The organism is Novosphingobium sp. EMRT-2 (genome assembly GCF_005145025.1).
In the GTDB taxonomy this organism is placed as follows: Bacteria; Pseudomonadota; Alphaproteobacteria; order Sphingomonadales; family Sphingomonadaceae; genus Novosphingobium.
Genome location: NZ_CP039697.1, coordinates 212590 through 231308 on the forward strand (window position 1 = coordinate 212590; position 18719 = coordinate 231308).

An 18719-nucleotide genomic window follows, 5' to 3' on the forward strand; every position below is an offset into this window, starting at 1 on the left:
TCATGGCCGAGCTTTCCTACGCCCCGATCATGCGCCCCGGCGTCGACCCGCACACCGCGCCGAACAAGCCGCCGCTGCCACCGATCGACTACGCGCTGCGCCACGAGGCGGGGCTGGTGATCGAACGCAATGTCGCCATCCCGCTGCGCGATGGCGTGCGCATCTACGCCGATATCTACCGTCCAGAAGGGCCGCGCGGCGAAGCCGACCTGCCGGTGCTGCTGTCGTGGAGCCCGTATGGCAAGCACGCGCAGTCCAACCAGGTGTTCTGGCCGCGATCCGGCGTGAATCCGGAATGGCTTTCGCCGCTGACGCCGTTCGAAGGGGCTGACCCGGTCAAATGGGGCGCGCTTGGCTATGCCGTGGTCGTCGTCGATCCCCGCGGCGCATGGCTGTCCGAAGGCGATTTCCACCACAACGGCGCGGTCGAGGCCAAGGACTGCGCCGATACGATCAACTGGCTGGCCGACCAGCCCTGGTCGAACGGCAAGGTCGGCATGACCGGGGTGTCCTACCTGGCGGCGATCCAGTTTTGGGTCGCTGCGCTGAACCCGCCCGCGCTCACCGCCATCAACCCGTGGGAAGGATTCACCGACTGGTATCGCGAATTCGCCTATCACGGCGGCATCCTGGAAACCGGGTTCCTGCCGCGCGCGTCCGACAACATCCGTTTCTCGCTGAACCACACCGAAGACACGTGGGAAAACGCGCAGGCCCATCCGCTGATGGATGCCTTCTGGCATTCGAAGGAGATCGACCTTGCCGCGATACGCACGCCGGCTTGGGTCGTCGCCAGCTGGTCGGACCAGGGGCTGCACACGCGCGGCACGCTGGAAGCCTTCAAGGCCATGTCCAGTCCGCGGAAATGGCTGGACGTGCATGGCCAGAAGAAGTGGGCACACTACTATCTGGCGCAAAGCCAGGCCCGGCGCGAGGCGTTCTTCGATCACTTCCTGAAGGACCGGCAGACCGCCCTGGCCGCGTGGCCGCCGGTCCGCATCGAGGTGCGCGAACGGCACGGCGAAGCGGTGGAGCGCGCGGAACAGGAATGGCCGCTTGCCCGCACGGCGCCCACGCCGCTGTGGCTGCATGCCGACGGCACGCTGAACGCGGATCGCCCCGACGGTTCTGCCGCGATCGCGTATGATGCCACCGCAGGCGAAGCCGTGTTCGACCATCGTTTCGAACAGGACACGGAACTGACCGGCCACGCCAGCCTGCGCCTGTGGGTGGAGGCCGACGGGTCCGACGACATGGACCTGTTCGTGGCGCTGCAGAAGCTCGATCGCGACGGCCAGCCGCTTGGCCAGACGTTCTACGCCTTCTTCGAGGACGGGCCGGTCGCGCTCGGTTGGCTTCGGGCCAGCCACCGCGAAACCGATCCGTCCAGAAGCACGCCGCTGCAACCGTTCCACACACACGTTCGCGAACAGCGGCTGGCGCCGGGCGATATCGTGCCGGTGAACATCGAGATCTGGCCATCCTCCACGCTTTTCCGCGCGGGAGAAACGCTCCGGATCGTGATCAAGGGCGCGGATATCTACGCCGAAGGCGTGCCGTTCCTGCCGTTCGCCCGCCACGAAGCCACGCACAACGCCGGTCGCCACATCATCCACATCGGGCCGGAGCACGACTCGCACCTGCTGGTGCCGGTCGTCCCGGCGGCGGAAGGCTGACCGATGACCGTCCGGCACACCGCGATCCCGCAACCATCCACCCATCGCCATCACCAGCCGAAAACCATCAAGGCCGCGCACAATTCTGCACGCAGGGCCGAACACGAGGAGGAAATCATGAAGGGTTCCGAGTTCCGTACGGCGCCAAGCCGGACGTCCATCGCGCGCCGATCGCTGATGGCGACGGCCGCGCTCATGGCCTGCGCCGCCGGTGCGGCCCCCGCCTTCGCCGCCGATCAGACCGCCGAACAGAGCGCGAGCGATGCCGCGTCACCCAATCAGGCGGCTCCCGACCAGGACCGCGAAATCATCGTCACCGGTTCGCGCCTGTCGAGCAGCGCCGGCTTCAACGCGCCCACCCCGGTCACCACGCTGGGCGCCGATCGCCTGACCAAGATGGCCTCGACCAACATCGGTGACGCCCTGGCCTCGCTGCCGTCGTTCCGCGCCTCGTCCTCGCCTTCCAACTCCGTGGTCGGATCGAACATCAGCCCGGTCAACGCGGGTGCCCGCATCGCCGACTTGCGCGGCCTCGGCCCGACGCGCACACTGGTGCTGGTCAACAACCAGCGCTTCGCGCCCAGCACGTCCACGGGCACGGTGGATCTCAACCTGATCCCGACGCTGCTGATCCAGCGCACCGATGTCGTGACCGGGGGCGCATCAGCGGCCTACGGCTCGGACGCGGTATCGGGCGTCATCAACATCATTCTCAACAGGCATCTGCAGGGGGTGAAGACCAATGCCGGCTTCGGCGTCAGTGACCGCGGGGACGGCAAGAACTACTTCGCGCAGATCGCGGCCGGAACCAGCTTTGCCGATGGGCGCGGCCACGTTGTGTTCGGCGCGGAATACGACAAGGACGAAGGCGTGGGCGGTTGCTACACGCGTACCTATTGCTCCAACGAAGTGGGCAACCTGACGCAGACCGCGGGTGCGAACGGACGGCCCGCCAACAACATTGCCTACAACGTGCATACCGCGACGCTCACGCCGGGCGGGCTGATCACCGGGACGGTCAACGCGGCGGGCGTGCGCTCGGCGGCGCGGGGTGGCGTGCTGGGCGGCATCCAGTTCGACGCGAACGGCAACCCCACGACGTTCAATTACGGGCAGAACGCGGGCGCGCTGTTCATGGAAGGCGGCACCGGGGCCGGCCTCAACAGCTTCTTCGGCGATCCGGCGCTGTCCATCCCGGTCACGCGCTACAACGGCTATGGCCACTTCGAATACGAAGCATCGGATGCGTTCACGGGCTTTGCCGACATCAGCTACGGCCATGTCGTGGGCTATACCAGCGGACCGGAAGTCCGTGACGGTGGCTTCCCCGGCAACGGCAGCCTCATCAAGATCGACAACCCGTTCCTGCCGCAATCGATCAAGACGACCATGGCGAACAACGGCATCACCGGGCTGGTGATCGGCAAGCTGGGCACCAACTTCGGCCAGATCGACAGCGTATCGAAGCGCGATACCTATCGCCTGGTTGCGGGCGGCAACGGCCAGATCAACAGCAACTGGGCGTGGGACGCCTATATCCAGTACGGCATTACCGACTACCATCAGTCCACGGTGAACGACCGGATCACGGCGAACTATGCCAACGCGATCGACGCGGTCGCCGATCCCGTGACCGGCAAGCCGATCTGCCGCATCGCGCTGACCAACCCGGGCACCAATTGCGTGGCGCTGAACATCCTGGGCCAGGGCGCGCCGTCGCCCGAAGCCAAGGCCTATGCCTTCGGCACCACCAAGCAGCGGACCGAGTTCACCCAGCTTGTCGGCGCGGCCAACCTCCATGGCACGCTGTTCGATACCTGGGCAGGCCCGGTGAAGATCGCGACCGGCGCGGAAGCGCGGCGTGACCAATTGACGATCACGGTCGACCCGATCTCCGCCGCCAACGGGTTCTACGTTTACAACGCGACGCCCGCGAAGGGCCACGTCACGGTGACGGAAGGCTATCTCGAAGCGGGCATTCCGCTGCTGAAGGACAGCCCCCTTGGCCGCAGCCTGGACCTGAACGGCGCAGTCCGCCGCACGCACTACAACACGGCAAGCCAGACCGTTTCGAACAGCTTCAACGCCACCACCTGGAAAGTAGGCGCGACCTACAAGCCGGTGGACGAAGTGCTGCTGCGGATCACCGAATCGCAGGATATCCGCGCGCCCAACACGTCGGAACTGTTCACCACGCCCGTCACCGGCGTCGCCGCGATTTCCGACACCAAGACCGGCAGCCAGGTGTTCGCCAACGTCTATACCGGCGGCAACATCAACCTGAAGCCGGAAACCGCGCGGACCTTTACGGCGGGCATCACCCTGCAACCGCAAGGGGCGCTCAACGGGCTGCGGTTCTCGCTGGACTTCTACAAGATCCGCATTCGCGACGCGATCGCCACGCTCGGCGCGCAGGTCATCGTCAACACCTGCAACACCAGCGGCGCGTCGGACATCTGCGGGCTCGTCACCCGCAATTCCAGCGGCATCCTGCAATCCGTGTCGGTGGTCTATCTGAACCTCAACCGGCAGGATCTGAAGGGCCTGGACATCGAGGGCAGCTACCACATGGCGCTGGGGTCGGATTCGGCTCTGGACCTGCGCGCGCTGGCGACGCACACCTTCAAGCTGACCAACAGCGCGGTGGTGTTGCCGGGCACGAAGACGCCGGTTGATCGCGCGGGCGACAACGGCCTGAACGGCGTGCCTTCCTGGGTGGTCGATGGCTTCGCGTCGCTCACGATCAAGCGGCTGACGCTGAACCTGCAGGGGCACTTCATCTCGGCCGGCAAGTACGATGCCTCACTGGTCGGCCCCGAAGACGCGGGATACAGCGTAACGGCGGTCAACAGCATCAACACCAACCGGGTGCCGTCGCGGTTCTACACCAACCTTGGCGCCAGCTTCGACCTGATCAAGACCGGCACGCGGACGCTGCAGGCCTATGTCAACGTCACCAACCTGTTCAACGTGATGCCGCCCCCGCTGTGGAACGGCAACAACAACTCGGTGTACTACGACGTGATCGGCCGTCGCTACCGGATGGGCATCCGTTACGACTTCTGATCCTTACCGGCCCCGGCGGCGCGCTGCCGCCGGGGCCGGTTCCATTTTGCGGAAGTGATACCATGGCCGACCGTTCGAAATCCGCCAGCCGCACGATGCCCTCCGGCGTCCATCGGCGCGCGGTGCTGGCTGGCGGCGCGGCGGCCGGAGCCATGCTGCTCGCCCCGGCAAGGGCGGTGGCGGCCGCGCCCGTGGCCGGGACGAAGGCCGGCATGGTGCGCGGCACCGTCGAGGACGGCGTGCTCGTCTTCCGCGGCGTGCCTTATGGCGCGCCCACGGGCGACGCGCGGCGCTTTCTGCCGCCCGAACCGCCTGTCCCTTGGAACGGCGTGCGCGACGCGACCGGTTTCGGCGACGAATGCCCGCAGCTGGCTCCACCCGGGCACGGCGGCACCAAGCCCCCGCCGCAGAGCGAGGACTGCCTTGTCCTCAACGTGTGGACGCCCGGGCTGGCCGATAGCGGCAAGCGGCCCGTCATGGTCTGGGTCCATGGCGGCGGCTTTGCCCTTGGCGCGGGCGATTCACCGGTCAACGATGGCGTGCAGCTGTGCCGCAGGCGCGATGTCGTGCTGGTGGCGATCAACCACCGCTTGAACGCGTTCGGCTATCTCCACTTCGGTGACCTCGCAAAGCCCGGCGGCGCGGTTTCCAACGTCGGGCAACTCGATATCGTGGCGGCGCTGCGCTGGGTGCGCGACAACATCGCCGCGTTCGGGGCCGATCCCACCAACGTAACGGTGTTCGGCCAATCGGGCGGCGGATCGAAGGTCGCCGCGCTGCTCGCGATGCCGTCCGCGCGCGGGCTGTTCCATCGCGCGATACTGGAAAGCGGGTTCGGCACCTACACGATCGCGCCCGAGGACGGGCTGCGGATAACGCGCGCACTGTTCGCCGAACTCGGGGTCGCGGCCGGGGATATCGACGCCCTCCGCACGGTGCCGACGGACACGATCCTGGCGGCACTGCAACGCGTGACCAAGGGGGATCCCACGCAAGGCCCGGGCATCGTCGCGGATGGAACCGTGCTGCCCCACACCCCGTTCGGTGCCGATGCCCCGCCGATCGCGCCGGATATTCCGCTGATTGTGGGCCATACCGCCACCGAAACGACGGTGCTTTTCCCGCCGCCCAATGCCTTCACGCTCGACTGGCCGGACCTGCCCGCGCTTCTCGCGCCCAAGGTCAACGATGCCGAGACGCTGATCGCCGGCTTCCGTGCGCTGCGACCCGCCGCGAGCGCCAGCGACATCTATTTCGCGATCACCACCGAACTCGGCATGGGCCGCAACGCCCGCATCGCGGCCGACAAGCACGCCGCCCTGCACCGCGCGCCGGTGTTCGCCTACCTGCTGGAATGGCGCACCCCGGTGCAGGACGGCAAGCTGCGCAGCCCGCACGGGCTGGAACTGCCGCTGGTGTTCGACACCGTGGACAAGGCGGCGGGCACGATCGGCACCGGCGCGGCGCAGGCACAACAGCTGGCCGATGTAATGAGCGCGGCCTGGACCAACTTCGCCCGCACCGGCGACCCCAACGGCCCGGGCGTCCCGCGCTGGCCGGCCTATGCCCTGCCCCGGCGGGAAACGATGGTAATCGACCTGCCCTGGGCGGTGAAGGCCGATCCGCTGGGCGCCGAACAGGCGCTGATCGCGGCGCATATCAAGGCATGACCTGGAGGACCATCGTTGCGCACTTGTCGGCGATGCTCGCATCGCTGGTCCTGCTGATCGCGCCGGCCGGCAGCGATTTCGCCGCGCGCGCGGCGCAGCCGGCCCCCGTGGCGCCGCTGGTCCCGCTGCCGCAGCGGCCGGCCATCGCCCCGGTGCTGCCGTGCAAGGCGCTCGTCACGCCGGTGACGGCCTATGCGGGCGGCATCGGCTACCGCGTTCTTACCGCGACCGAGGACAACCCCAGCGCAGACCGACCCGCCAATTGCCTCGTCAAGGGCTATGCCGCGCCGCAGACGCAGTTCGAATTGCACCTACCGCTGCACAGCTACACCGGCCGCTATCTGCAAGGCGGCTGCGGCGGCATGTGCGGTGTGATTTCGGATTCGATCGTGCCATGGTGCAGCAACGCGCATATCGCCAGCGGCGCCTTCGCGGTCGCCTACAACAACGGTGGTCATTTTTCCGCGGGGATCGGCGATGCCACGTGGGCGGTCGATCCCGAATTGCGGATGCAGTTCGCGCACAAGGCCACGCACGCCACCGCGCTGGCCGCCAAGGCGATCATCACGCGCTTTTATGGGCAAGCGCCCGATCACGCCTATTTCGTCGGCTGTTCGGGCGGCGGGCGCGAAGCCTTGATGGAAACGCAGCGCTACCCGGACGATTTCGACGGCGTCGTCGCCGGTTCGTCCGTATCGATGCCGGCCGCGATGCAGTTGTTCCTGTGGGAAGCGCAAAAGGGCCTCGATGCCGATGGACGCGCGATCTTCACGCCGGAGGCGGTCATGACACTGCATCGGGCGGTGCTGGCTGCGTGCGACCGGATCGATGGCATTCCCGATGGCCAGATCGACGATCCGCGCGCATGCCGCTACGATCCGGCCCCGCTGCTGTGCGCGGGGAACGCTCCATCGGACGGGCCGTGCCTCACCGCTTCGCAGATCGACGCCGCGCACGCCTATTACCGCGGCCCCACAGACGCCGACGGAACCGCGCTGTTCCCCGGCGGCGCGCCCTATGGCTCGGAACTCGGCTGGGTGGGACCGGGCGCCGCCACGCAGACCGGCAAGTTCGCAGCGGAATCGTTCATCAAGCTGCTGTTGCTGCCCGGCGAACTGCCCGAAAGTTTCAGCTGGCGCGACTGGCGCTTCACCCGCGCCAGCCTCAACCGGCTGCTGAAGGCCGGGGAACCTTTCGACGCCACGGACCCCGATCTGACCGCCTTCCGCGATCGCGGCGGCAAGCTGATCCTTTGGCAGGGCATGGCCGACAACGCCGCCGGCGCGCGCGGCATGCTCGATTACTACCAGGCGGTGCGCGAACGGATGGGCGGACTGGATGCGGCGCGCCGGTTCGCGCGCCTGTTCCCCGTGCCCGGCGGCTACCACTGCCGGGGCGGCTATGTGCCCTATGACCAGGATTTCCTGGGCGCGATGGTGAACTGGGTGGAGCGCGGAACAGCGCCCGACAGCATCATGGCCACCGCACCGCTGGGCGATGGCTCCGTCCGCACCCGCCCGCTCTACGCCTACCCCACGCCGACCCACTACCGGGGCGGCGACGTCAACGATCCGCGATCGTTTTCTCCGGGCACGCTGAAGCACGAACCCGTGGATGGCTTCGCCTGGCCCGGATCGAAAGCGCGGGACAGGAGCGGATTATGACGGAAGGCGAGATTCATCGCCCCGCGATGCCTGACGGCAGCCGAAACATCCGCAAAGGCGGTACGTTCCTGAGAAAGCCGGAATAGCCGGCGCTTGTACCTGTCCAAAGGGGCTGCCCGGATACGGCCCCTCCCCGGCCCCGTTCCCGGTCAGCCAGGGAGATTCTGCCCGGCAGCAATATATTGCAATGCAACATCCCTAGGCCAGAAAAGTTTGCTCGCTAGGTGGCCGTTTCTGATAATCGATTGTCATCCGTCAAAGGAACGAAGCGGTTCGCGACAGGGGGTGAAATTGGCTGGTGAGCGTATCGGTCTGCGGCAGGCGGCTGCCTGGCTGGCGGAAATCGTCGGCCCCGACCGAAACTATGTGAACGTCGGCATCGTCTATACCGTGGCGATCAGCCTGTTGTCGCTGGCAACGCCGATTTCGGTGCAGCTGCTGATAAACTCGGTGGCGCGCACCGCGCAGGTCGCGCCCTTGTGGATTCTCTCGGGCGTGCTGCTGGTGCTGCTGCTGGTGGTCGCGGGGCTGAGCGCGCTGCGGATCTATCTGCTCGCCATCTTCGAGCGTCGCATCTTCGCGCGCGTGGTGGCCGAGATCACGGTTCGCGCGGTTCATGCCCGGAACCCGTTCTTCGCCGACGCGCGCTCCGGCAGCCTGTTCAACCGCTATTTCGACATGGCCATCATCCAGAAGTCGGTGCCCAGCCTTGTCATCGGGGCCTTCACGATCATCCTGCAGGGCGCGGTCGGCCTGCTGGTGACGAGCTTCTACCATCCCTTCTTCCTGGCGTTCAATCTGGTGCTGGTCCTGGTCTGCCTTGCGATCTGGCTGATCTGGCGCCACGGCGCGATCAGCGGCGCGGTCGGCCTCAGCCACGCCAAGCACAACGCCGCGCACTGGCTCGAAAGCGTCGGCGCGTCGAACGGCTTCTACCAGTCCGCCCGCCATCTCGACTTCGCGATGGACCGCTCGGAAGCGGTGACGGCGGACTACATCAAGGCCCACCGCCGCTACTTCCGGTACAGCTTCGCCCAGACCCTCGGCTACTTCCTCGTCTATGCCTTCGCGGCAGCGGCCCTGCTGGCGCTCGGCGGCAGCCTGATCCTTGCCGGGCAACTCTCGATCGGTCAGCTGGTCGCCGCGGAACTGATCCTGTCCGGCGTGTTCTATGGCATCTACCAGCTCGGCTGGTATCTCGACACCTTCTACGATCTCGTCGCGAGCAGCGAAGAACTCTCGCTGGTCTTCGCCATTCCGCAGGAGCGCCCTGGCCAGCGGGGCGAGGCGCCGCGCGATGGTTCGTTGCGCTTTCGCGGTGTCGATTTCGATGGCGTCCACCTCGATTTCGCGATCGCGGGTGGCGAACAGGCCGTCATTCTGGCCGAGCCCGGCGTGGAGAACACGCTTGCCCTGCTGCTCAAGCGCCATATCACTCCCAAGGGCGGCTTCGTCTCGATCGGGGGCAGCGAACTGGGCAGCCTCAACATGTACCTTCTGCGATCGGCGGTCACGGTACTCAACCGGCCAACCATCGTCGATGTCACGTTGCGCGAATACCTGACGCTGGCCGAGGGACGAAACGGGGATGGGGCGACGACCATGCGGGCGCTGGAACGGGTTGGCCTGCTCGCCCGCCTCGCCAGCCTGCCCAACGGTCTGGACACCCAGCTCGCCAGTTCGGGCTCGCCGCTTTCGATCGTCGAGGTGATGCAGCTCAAGCTGGCCAACGCCCTGCTCAGCAGACCCCGCGTTCTGGTCATGTCACAGCTTTTCGACATGATGCCGCTGGGCGTCCTCAAGGCGACGCTGGCCGAACTGCGGCAGAACGGCACCACCGTCTTGCTCAGCACTGGCCGGCCCGAAGCGCTCGATCTCGATGCCTGGTACTGGCTTGGCGCGCGCGAGCAGTACCGCTTCGCCGACAAGGCCGCGTTCATGCGCTTCATCGCCGAACGGGAGGTGCGGCCATGACGCTGGACAAAACCCAGATGGAGCACTTCCCCTCGCTGGCACGGCTGCGCCCGCCGCGCGTGGTAACGACCGTCGCATGGCTCATCCTCGTGGGCATCGTGCTTGCCGGCGCGATCCTGTTCGTGCCCTGGCTGCAGACTGCCCAGGGCGGCGGACAGATCACCACGCTGAACGCCGAAGACCGCGCCCGCGACGTCTCTTCGCTGGTCGGTGGCCGCGTGGAGGAATTCTACGTGAAGGATGGCGATTTCGTCCGTGCGGGCGATCCGATCGTTCGCGTGGTCGACGTCGATCCCGACTTCCTCGAACGGCTCGCCGGCGAGAAGGCGCAAGTCGAGGCACAGATCGCCGCCGTCCAGCAGGCGCGCGCGACCGCCGCGATCGACGTGGGGCGCAGCGGCCAGCTCTATGCCGAGGGTCTGGCATCCCGCCGCGACTACGAACAGACGCAGATCAAGGTCGCGGAAGCCGACGCCAAACTGGCCGAAGCCCGGGCCAAGCTGAAGCAGATCGAGATCAAGCTGGCGCAAAACTCGGCGCAGATCGTCACCGCGCCGCGCGACGGGCGCGTCCAGAACCTCAACGCGGCCGCGGGCGGCTCGCTGATCTCCTCGGGCACAGTACTTGCCACGATCGCGCCCGAGCGTATCGCCCGCGCGGTCGAGCTGTACATAGACGGTCGGGATATCCCGCTGGTCGAACCGGGCCGCCCGGTGCGGCTCGAGTTCGAAGGCTTCCCGGCGTTCCAGTTCAGCGGATGGCCGGGCTTTGCCGTGGGCATTTACGATGGCCGCGTGCGCTCGGTCGATCCCACCCCGCGCAGCGACGGGCTGTTTCGCGTCCTCGTCGAACAGGCGCCGAACAAGACCGCCTGGCCCGAGCGCCGCTTCGTGCGCCAGGGCAGCAAGGTGCTCGGCTGGATTCAAGGCGACACCGTCCCCGTCTGGTACGAGCTGTGGCGTCAGCTCAACGACTTCCCGCTCAATTTCGGAGTGGCCAGCCCGGCCGGCGAGAAGGAGGCAAAGGCTGCGAAGGAGGACAAGAGCTCGATCGAGAAGAAGAAGAAGTGATCATGCGCCGTCTGCTTGCGATCAATGCACTGCTTCTCGCCGTAACGACCGGCGTGACGGCCAGCGCAGCCGACGGCGGCGCCGTCCGCCCGGCGCCGATGGCGACGGCGATGCCCGCCCGCGAAGACGGCCAGCCCTCGACACCCCTGACGCTGGACGAGGTCCTGCGCTCCTCGGCGCGCGCGGCGCCCGACATCATCGCGGCGCTGGCCCGCGTGCGGCAGGCCGAGGGGCGGGCACTGAGCGCCGAGGGCGCGTTCGACACGGTTTTCTCGGTCGATGCCCGCAGCCGCGTTGCCGGCTATTACGACGGTTCGGAAATCACCGGCAAGGCGGAGCGCCCCCTCACCGGCAACGGCGGATACCTCTACGGCCAGTACCGCAATTCGCGCGGCGATTTCCCGATCTATGAGGACAAGGCCTATACCAACCGGCTTGGCGAGGTGAAGATCGGTGCGCTTTACGCCCTGCTGCGGGACCGCATGATCGACGCCCGGCGTTCGGCCACGCAGCTTGCCGGGAACGACATCGACATTGCCCGTTTCGAAACGCGCGCCACCGCCATCGGCGTGCAGGCCCGCGCGATCGAGGCCTATCAGAAGTGGGTGGAAAGCGGCCTGAAGCTGCAGGCCTACCAGGCGCTCTACGATATCGCGGCCGAGCGCGGCAAAGGTATCCGCCGGCAGGTACAACTGGGCGCGAAGCCGGAAATCCTGCTGACCGAGAACGAAGCCAACATGGTCAAGCGGGAAGCCCTGGTCGTGCAGGCGCAGCAGGAATTCCGGGCAGCGGCCAACAAGCTCTCGCTCTACTACCGCGATGCGGCGGGGCTTCCGGTGCTGGTCGATGCCAACCGGTTGCCACCCTCGGCCGCGGCCTTCGACGGCATGAACATCGATCCCTTTTTCGAGATCGAGGAACGGCCCGATTTCGGCATCCTGCTCGAAGAGATCGAGCAGGCATCGGTCAAGCTGGCTCTGGCCGAGAACGACCTGCGGCCCCGGCTCGATCTCAAGGGGGAAATCGCCAAGGACATCGGGCCGGTTGGTGCGGGTGGCTATAGCCGCTCGCCGCTCGAAGTCATCTTCGGCGTCTCGCTCACGGTGCCGCTGCAGAACCGCAAGGCACGGGGCAAACTATCTGAAAGCCGCGCCAAGCTCGAGGAACTGTCGGTCAAGCAGCGGTACCTCGCCGAGAAGATCCGTGCCGAAGTGGCCGGGATCGGCATCGAGGTCGACACCGCGCGCGAACTGGCGGACGCGACCCGTCGGCAGGTCGCTCTCGCCGATCGGCTCGCCGAAGCCGAACGCCGCCGCTTCGCCTTGGGTTCGAGTGACTTCTTTCTCGTCAACAGCCGCGAGGAAGCCGCCACCGATGCCGCGGTGAAGCTGATCGAAGCCCGTGCGCGCATCGCCGCCGCGCGTGCGCAATTGGCTGCGGCAACCGCCGATGAAAGCGCCCTCAAGCTGGACGCGCGTGAGGCCGGGGGATCAGACGCGGGCGAGCGGCCGTTCTAGCAACGGCCGGGTGCGCCACGGGCTTGGCGATAAAGCCTATGATACCAGTAACGCGCGCAAAACCCTGCGCGAGAACGGCGCCAGTCCTGACATCCCGGGCAGGCGCAATCGCACCGTCCGCTCTGATCAGCCACGTTGTGCCAAGAGCAACATCTCATCGCGCATGACTGTCAGCCCCACACTCCAGACGCAAAGAACCTTTCCATGGCCGCCTCATGGCCGGCAATGTCCAGCCCTTGCGCGTCCAGCCAGGCGTCATTGAAGCAGGTCGAGGCATACCGTTCGCCCGAATCGCAAAGCAGCGTGACAATCGAGCCGGTTTCGCCGGCTGCGGTCATTTCCACAGCGAGCCGAGCGCATGCCACGAGGTTGGTCCCGGTCGATCCGCCAACCCGGCGCCCCAGCCGTCGCGACAGCACCCGCGCCGCCGCGATCGAGGCGGCATCGTCCACGGCCTCCATCCGGTCAATCACCGATGGCACGAACGAAGGTTCCACACGCGGCCGGCCGATCCCTTCGATCAGGCTGCACGCGCCATCCGCCGAAAGCACCGTGTGATCGTGCCAATGGCGATGAAAGACCGAAGGCAGCGGATCCGCCACGCAGATCCGCGTGGCATGGCGATGATAACGCACAAACCGCCCGAGCGTGGCCGAAGTGCCGCCCGTGCCCGCGCCGCAAACAATCCAGGTCGGGACCGGCGCGGGTTCGCGCGCCATTTGCGCAAAAATGCTTTCGGCAATGTTGTTGTTGCCGCGCCAGTCGGTGGCGCGTTCGGCATAGGTGAACTGGTCCATGTAATGCCCGCCGCACGCATCCGCCAGGCGCTGTGCCTCGCCATAGACCGTGGCGGGATCGGCAACCTTCCGGCACTGGCCGCCGAAAGCCTCGATCGCGGCAATTTTCTCGGCAGATGTGGTGGCCGGAATCACCGCCACGAACGGCAGGCCAAGCATGCGCGCAAAATAGGCCTCGGACACCGCCGTCGAACCGGATGATGCCTCGACCACGGTGGTATCCTGCTTGATCCAGCCGCTGCACAACGCATGCAGGAACAACGATCGCGCCAGCCTGTGCTTCAGACTTCCCGTGGGATGGCTGCTCTCGTCTTTCAGATACAACGCGATGCCGGACAGTGCGGGCAATTCCACCGGGATCAGGTGCGTGTCGGCCGAGCGGGTGTAATCGGCCTCGATTCTGGCAATTGCCCAGTCGCCCCAGCGGGACTGGCCGGCGGCGTTTACGGCAAGACTGCGGGCGAGGTCTGTCATCATGATGCAATCCCGGGCATGTGGAAATTGGATTGCACACTAATGCAAGACCAGCGCATCTCGTTTGCAAAATCTGGCCAAACCTAACCGCTAGACTTGTGAAAATTGCGTGGATCGTGCGGATTTGCAAAATCGAATGATCGCCAGTCCTGTTCGTTCTTGCCCGACCATGAATCACGAACGAAGGTTCGCTGATGGCCTGCGGGAGGCGCGGACCGGCAAGTCGTCGATTTTCTGCGGACGCTATCAACCCCACCGGACTTCTGGGACCGCTGGCAACGGAGACACGGCCAAGCGTCAGGTTGCCTTCTCGTCCAGGCGCGACTTGACCCGATAGGCAATCTGGCTGCGCGACATGCCGATCATCCTGGCCGCCTCCGACTGGTTGCCCTCGCAACGGTCCAGCGCCCCTGCGACCAGTTCATCGACCAGTTCGTCGTGCGAAAGCCCGAGCGACAGCAGGGTCTCGCGGACGGAAGCGGGCTTCGAATTCCTCGCGCGGGCCACGATGAAGTCTGCCAGCGCGTCGTGCGAACGGTCGCTTTGCTGGTTCAGCGCGTGTCCGGCCATCATCAGGTGATGCACGCTGATTGCCTCGTCGTCGTTCGCGAGAATGACTCCGCGTTCGATCGTGTTTTCCAGTTCGCGGATGTTGCCGGGCCAGGCATAGTCGTTGAACAGCCGGATCAGGCTCTCGTCGAACGACAGATTGGTCCTCCCATGCCGTTGGGAAAACTTGCGCAGAAAATGGTTGGCCAGGATCGGAATGTCCGCCCGGCGGTCGCGCAGCGGCGGTATCCAGATCGGGAAGGTGTTGAGGCGATAGAGCAAGTCCGCCCGGAAGGTTCCCTTTTCGACATCCGATCTCAGATCGGCATTGGTGGCGGCGATGATCCGCACATCGCAGCGGATGGTGCGGGTGCCGCCAACCCGTTCGAATTCGCCTTCCTGCAGCACGCGCAGCAGCTTGCCCTGCGCCGCGGGCGAAAGCGTGCCCACCTCGTCGAGGAACAGGGTGCCGCCTGAAGCCCGCTCGAAACGCCCTGCCCTGGCGCCGTCCGCGCCGGTGAAAGCCCCCTTCTCCACCCCGAACAGTTCGGCCTCCACCAGCGTTTCCGGGATCGCCGCGCAGTTCAGCGCGACGAACTCCTTGTCGCTGCGCCGGCTCCGCCGGCGCAGTTCCCGCGCGAATACTTCCTTACCCACGCCGCTCTCGCCGAGGAAGAGCACCGGGACATCGGTTTTGGCCACCTTCTCGATCAGGTGCAGGGCAACGTTGAAACCAGGTGAGGCTCCCACCACCGTCCGGTTCTGCAAGCGCTCCGGTTGGGGCTGCGAGCCATCAGACAGTGGAGCCGTATAGGTTTCCGCACGGAACCAGCGCAGTTCCTTTTCCGGCTCGTCCCAGTCCTCCACCGGCTTGCCGATCAGATAGCAATGCGGATGCCCCATCGCGACGCACTGGATCTCGCGATAGACGATCGGCCGTCCGAAAAACGCCGACGAATAGCCGGCGGCGTAGCCGATCTGCTGCCACCCGCCGGGGTAGGGTCCGATGCCGATCTCGTCGCAGTGCGCCAGGCACTCCGCCGAATTGTGCCATTCGTATTCGCAATAGAAATGGCCCGAATTGCGATCCGCATCGAAAACGACCGGCACGACCTTTACCGACCCCATCAGCGCGTGGAGCTGCGGGCCGGCCGCATAGCCTTCGAACAAGGAAGCGTCCTTGCGCAAAGCGAGCGCTAGCCGGGCGTCGTTCGCGCCCATCGTGTAACCTATGCGGGACATTGTGGCACGCGCCTGCTCGTATCCAAGCGCGGAAATGAGTTCGCGCCGCAGGATCGCCAGACTGGCGTTGTCCGTCAGGACCATCCTCTGGCCATTGAGCATGATCTCGGCATTGTCCGGATCGAAACGGAATGAATCGTAGAGATCACGCAAGTCCGGATCCTGCGCCCGCTGGAAATGATCCACGAACGTATAAGCCGAATCCGGCTTGCCCCGTCTGGCAGCGCCCTTGGGCATCGCAATCTCCCCAATCCTCTAGCGCCTTTTGATGCGCAATTTTCTGCAACCAGACTGCGCAAAATTCCGCAGCGAGGCAAGTGTCCGAACCGGGGTTTCAAGCCCATTCCACCAAAAGTGCCGAAAATCGGCCGTCCTCGGGATTTGGCACAGACCCTGCGTACAAGTGGCCAAAACCACAAAGGGGGAGAGTGTAATATGAACAAGAGGCATTTCCTGTGCGCGTCGAGCATTCTGGCCGTGATAACCGGTGGCAGCGCCTGGGCGCAGGGCACCGGAACCAACGCGGATTCGGGCGCCATTGCGGAGATCGTCGTTACCGCCCAGAAGCGCGCGGAAAACGTACAGGATGTTCCGATCGCGATTTCCGCCTTCACGTCCAGCGCGCTGCGCGAACGGGCGGTGGCCGACGTGTCGAGCCTCTCCAACATCTCGCCTAATGTCACGCTGGACGCGGGCACCCCCTTCTCGGGGTCCAGTTCCGTGCTTTCAGCCTATGTCCGCGGCATCGGCCAGAACGATTTCGCCGCCAACCTCGATCCGGGCGTGGGCGTCTATCTCGATGGCGTCTATCTTGCCCGCACCGTCGGCGCGAACCTCAACCTGCCCGACGTGGAGCGTATCGAAGTCCTCAAGGGACCACAGGGCACCCTTTTCGGCCGCAACACCATTGGCGGCGCCATTTCCGTGGTCACGCGCGATCCCGGCAAGGTCTTCTCGTTCCGGGGTGACATCACCACCGGCCGCTACAACCGGCTCGACATCAACGCCAGCCTCGACCTGCCGATCACGGATCGGGTCGCGGTGTCGCTCACGGCCGCATCGCGGCACCGGGACGGATACCTCAAGCGTATTCCCTTCCCGGGAGCGGGCCAGTTCGTCAACGATGAGGACGCGGCGTTTCGCTCCAACGGCTACGATCGCGCATCGAGCGAAGGCGGTCAGAGCGAGTGGACCTTGCGCGGCAAGCTGAAGTGGGAGGCGACCGACCGGCTGACTGTCCGTGTGTCCGGCGACTACCTCAGCCAGAATCAGCAGGGCACGGCGAACAAGCTGCTCGCGACCACGGAAAGCCAGCCCTTCATCTTCGCCCCCACCGCCGATCGCGCGCTGGTGATCCCGGGCCTCGGCGCAACGGCCCTTTACAATGGCGCTTCCGGCCTTGCGCCCAATGGCTTCAACTTTGCCGGTCTCTACAACTTCTGCATTGGATCAACAGCGGGCGAGATCGCCGCCCGCAACGCCACCGCCCTGTGCGGTCCGCGCGGCACACCGCTGAACCCCGGGCAGCAGATCGGTGGGCTCGCCAGCGCGAATGTCGATGCCAACCCCGCCAACAATCGCCTTCCCTTCGACAGCCGCTACATCCTCGCCGATCCGGACAAGAGCTACGCCACGGGCCTGAACTTCTCGCGCATGAAGGTCTGGGGCCTTGCCATGACGCTGGATTACGAACTTTCCGACAGCGTCGATGTCAAGTCGATCACCGGCTATCGCAAGCTGGACTGGGCGACCGGGCTGGACGCGGACGGATCGCCCGTACGCGCGCTGGAATTCTCCTTCAGCCTTGCCAACTGGCAGTTCAGCCAGGAACTACAGATCACGGGGCGGGCTTTCAACGACAAGCTTAAGTACGTTGTCGGCGGGTATTATTTCAAGGAGCGCAGCTTCCTTTCCGACTTCGTCACCTTTGACCAGGGCCTGCTGCAGATTTACGGTCCGAACCTGCTCCATACCGAAAACTACGCTTTCTTCGGGCAAGTCGACTACGAGTTCTCCCCGCTGATCTCGATCACCGTCGGCGGGCGCTACACGCACGAGAAGAAGGACTTCAACGGCGGCCAGAGCGACCTGAACGGGTTCAACTACAAGCTGTTCAACTGCCCGGTCTATGGTGATCCATGTTCGACCCCGCTGGGCTTCTCCGACCCCAGCGAGCCGCTGCGATACTACGTACCTGATACGCAGTACCGCTCCTTCAACAACTTCGCGCCCAAGCTCGGCATCCAGCTTCATCCGACGCAGGATGTGATGGTCTATGGTTCGTGGTCGAAGGGATACAAGACCGGAGGCTGGACCACCCGCCTGTCCAACCCCCTCAACTTTGCGCCCAGCTTTGATCCGGAAAAGGCCGAAAGCTTCGAAATCGGCTTCAAGTCGGAGTTCCTGAACCGTCGTGTCCAGCTCAATGGTGCGGCTTTCACCACCAAGTACAACGGCATCCAGCTGAACTTCCAGCAGGGTGTCTCGCCGACGATCCAGAACGCGGGCGATGCCCGCATCAAGGGCTTCGAGCTTGAACTGGTGGCGGTGCCGGTACGCGGCCTGACGATAAACAGCTCGGTTGGCTATACCGACTCCTATTACACCAGCGTATTGCCCCAGGCGCAGGTTGCGCCAAATCCGCTTCAAGCCGGCGTCTTTGTGGGCGCACCGTTGCCCAAGACCCCGAAGTGGAAGTTCAACGTCAGCCCGCGCTACGAATACGAGCTCGGCAACGGCGCGTCGGTCGTCGCGCTGGTCGACTACACCCGGACCAGCAAGATCTGGAACGACACCGAACGCGCCTATGCCCTACTTCGGCCTGCGGTCAGTTCGCTCAATGCAAGCATCTCCTACCAAGCGCCCGAGCAGAAGTGGTCGCTCACCGTAGGCGGCACCAACCTCACCAACGACCGCTACCTGGTCAGTGGCGGTAACCAGACCGCAGCCGGCCTGCTGTTCGGAACCTACAACCGCCCCACCGAATGGTACGCCACCCTCGGCGTCCGTTTCTGATGAGG

At 65.4% G+C, this 18719-nt stretch carries 10 protein-coding genes; 8 read left to right on the forward strand and 2 right to left on the reverse strand.

Features of this window, described 5'->3' with window-relative positions; translation table 11 throughout:
- The first annotated feature begins 2 nt into the window (after positions 1–2).
- From FA702_RS19145 to FA702_RS19175, 7 genes are all read left to right on the forward strand, one after another.
- Positions 3–1676 carry a CocE/NonD family hydrolase gene (locus FA702_RS19145; RefSeq protein WP_168196144.1) on the forward strand — a complete coding sequence of 558 codons (1674 nt, stop codon included), beginning with the start codon at positions 3–5 and terminating at the stop codon, positions 1674–1676.
- A gap of 117 nt (positions 1677–1793) precedes the next feature.
- Complete coding sequence (locus FA702_RS19150) at positions 1794–4742, forward strand: TonB-dependent receptor domain-containing protein (RefSeq protein ID WP_168196145.1); 2949 nt, start codon at positions 1794–1796, stop codon at positions 4740–4742.
- 62 nt (positions 4743–4804) lie between these two features.
- The gene (locus FA702_RS19155) at positions 4805–6412 is read left to right on the forward strand and encodes a carboxylesterase/lipase family protein (protein WP_136957716.1); all 1608 of its coding nucleotides are present in this window, start codon (positions 4805–4807) and stop codon (positions 6410–6412) included.
- Positions 6409–8076, forward strand: a complete 1668-nt coding sequence (locus FA702_RS19160) for a tannase/feruloyl esterase family alpha/beta hydrolase (protein ID WP_136957717.1) — start codon at positions 6409–6411, stop codon at positions 8074–8076. Before FA702_RS19155 ends, FA702_RS19160 begins: the two co-directional genes overlap by 4 nt.
- Positions 8077–8367: 291 nt before the next feature.
- Complete coding sequence (locus FA702_RS19165; protein ID WP_136957718.1) at positions 8368–10050, forward strand: ABC transporter transmembrane domain-containing protein; 1683 nt, start codon at positions 8368–8370, stop codon at positions 10048–10050.
- Positions 10047–11120 (forward strand): HlyD family secretion protein, encoded by a 1074-nt coding sequence (locus FA702_RS19170; RefSeq protein WP_136957719.1) that lies wholly within the window; start codon positions 10047–10049, stop codon positions 11118–11120. Before FA702_RS19165 ends, FA702_RS19170 begins: the two co-directional genes overlap by 4 nt.
- Positions 11121–11122: 2 nt before the next feature.
- Positions 11123–12637 (forward strand): TolC family protein, encoded by a 1515-nt coding sequence (locus FA702_RS19175; protein WP_136957720.1) that lies wholly within the window; start codon positions 11123–11125, stop codon positions 12635–12637.
- A 170-nt stretch (positions 12638–12807) separates the two neighbouring features.
- Here the strand turns inward: FA702_RS19175 and FA702_RS19180 are convergent, their stop codons facing one another.
- The gene (locus tag FA702_RS19180) at positions 12808–13911 is read right to left on the reverse strand and encodes a PLP-dependent cysteine synthase family protein (protein WP_255504891.1); all 1104 of its coding nucleotides are present in this window, start codon (positions 13909–13911) and stop codon (positions 12808–12810) included.
- Between the two features lie 294 nt (positions 13912–14205).
- A complete protein-coding gene (locus FA702_RS19185; RefSeq protein WP_136957721.1) occupies positions 14206–15936 on the reverse strand; it encodes a sigma-54-dependent Fis family transcriptional regulator in 1731 nt (576 codons plus the stop codon).
- A gap of 198 nt (positions 15937–16134) precedes the next feature.
- Here FA702_RS19185 and FA702_RS19190 point away from each other — a divergent pair, with 198 nt between their 5' ends.
- Entirely contained in the window at positions 16135–18714 is a 2580-nt protein-coding gene (locus FA702_RS19190) for a TonB-dependent receptor (protein WP_136957722.1), read from the forward strand.
- Positions 18715–18719 lie beyond the last annotated feature (5 nt).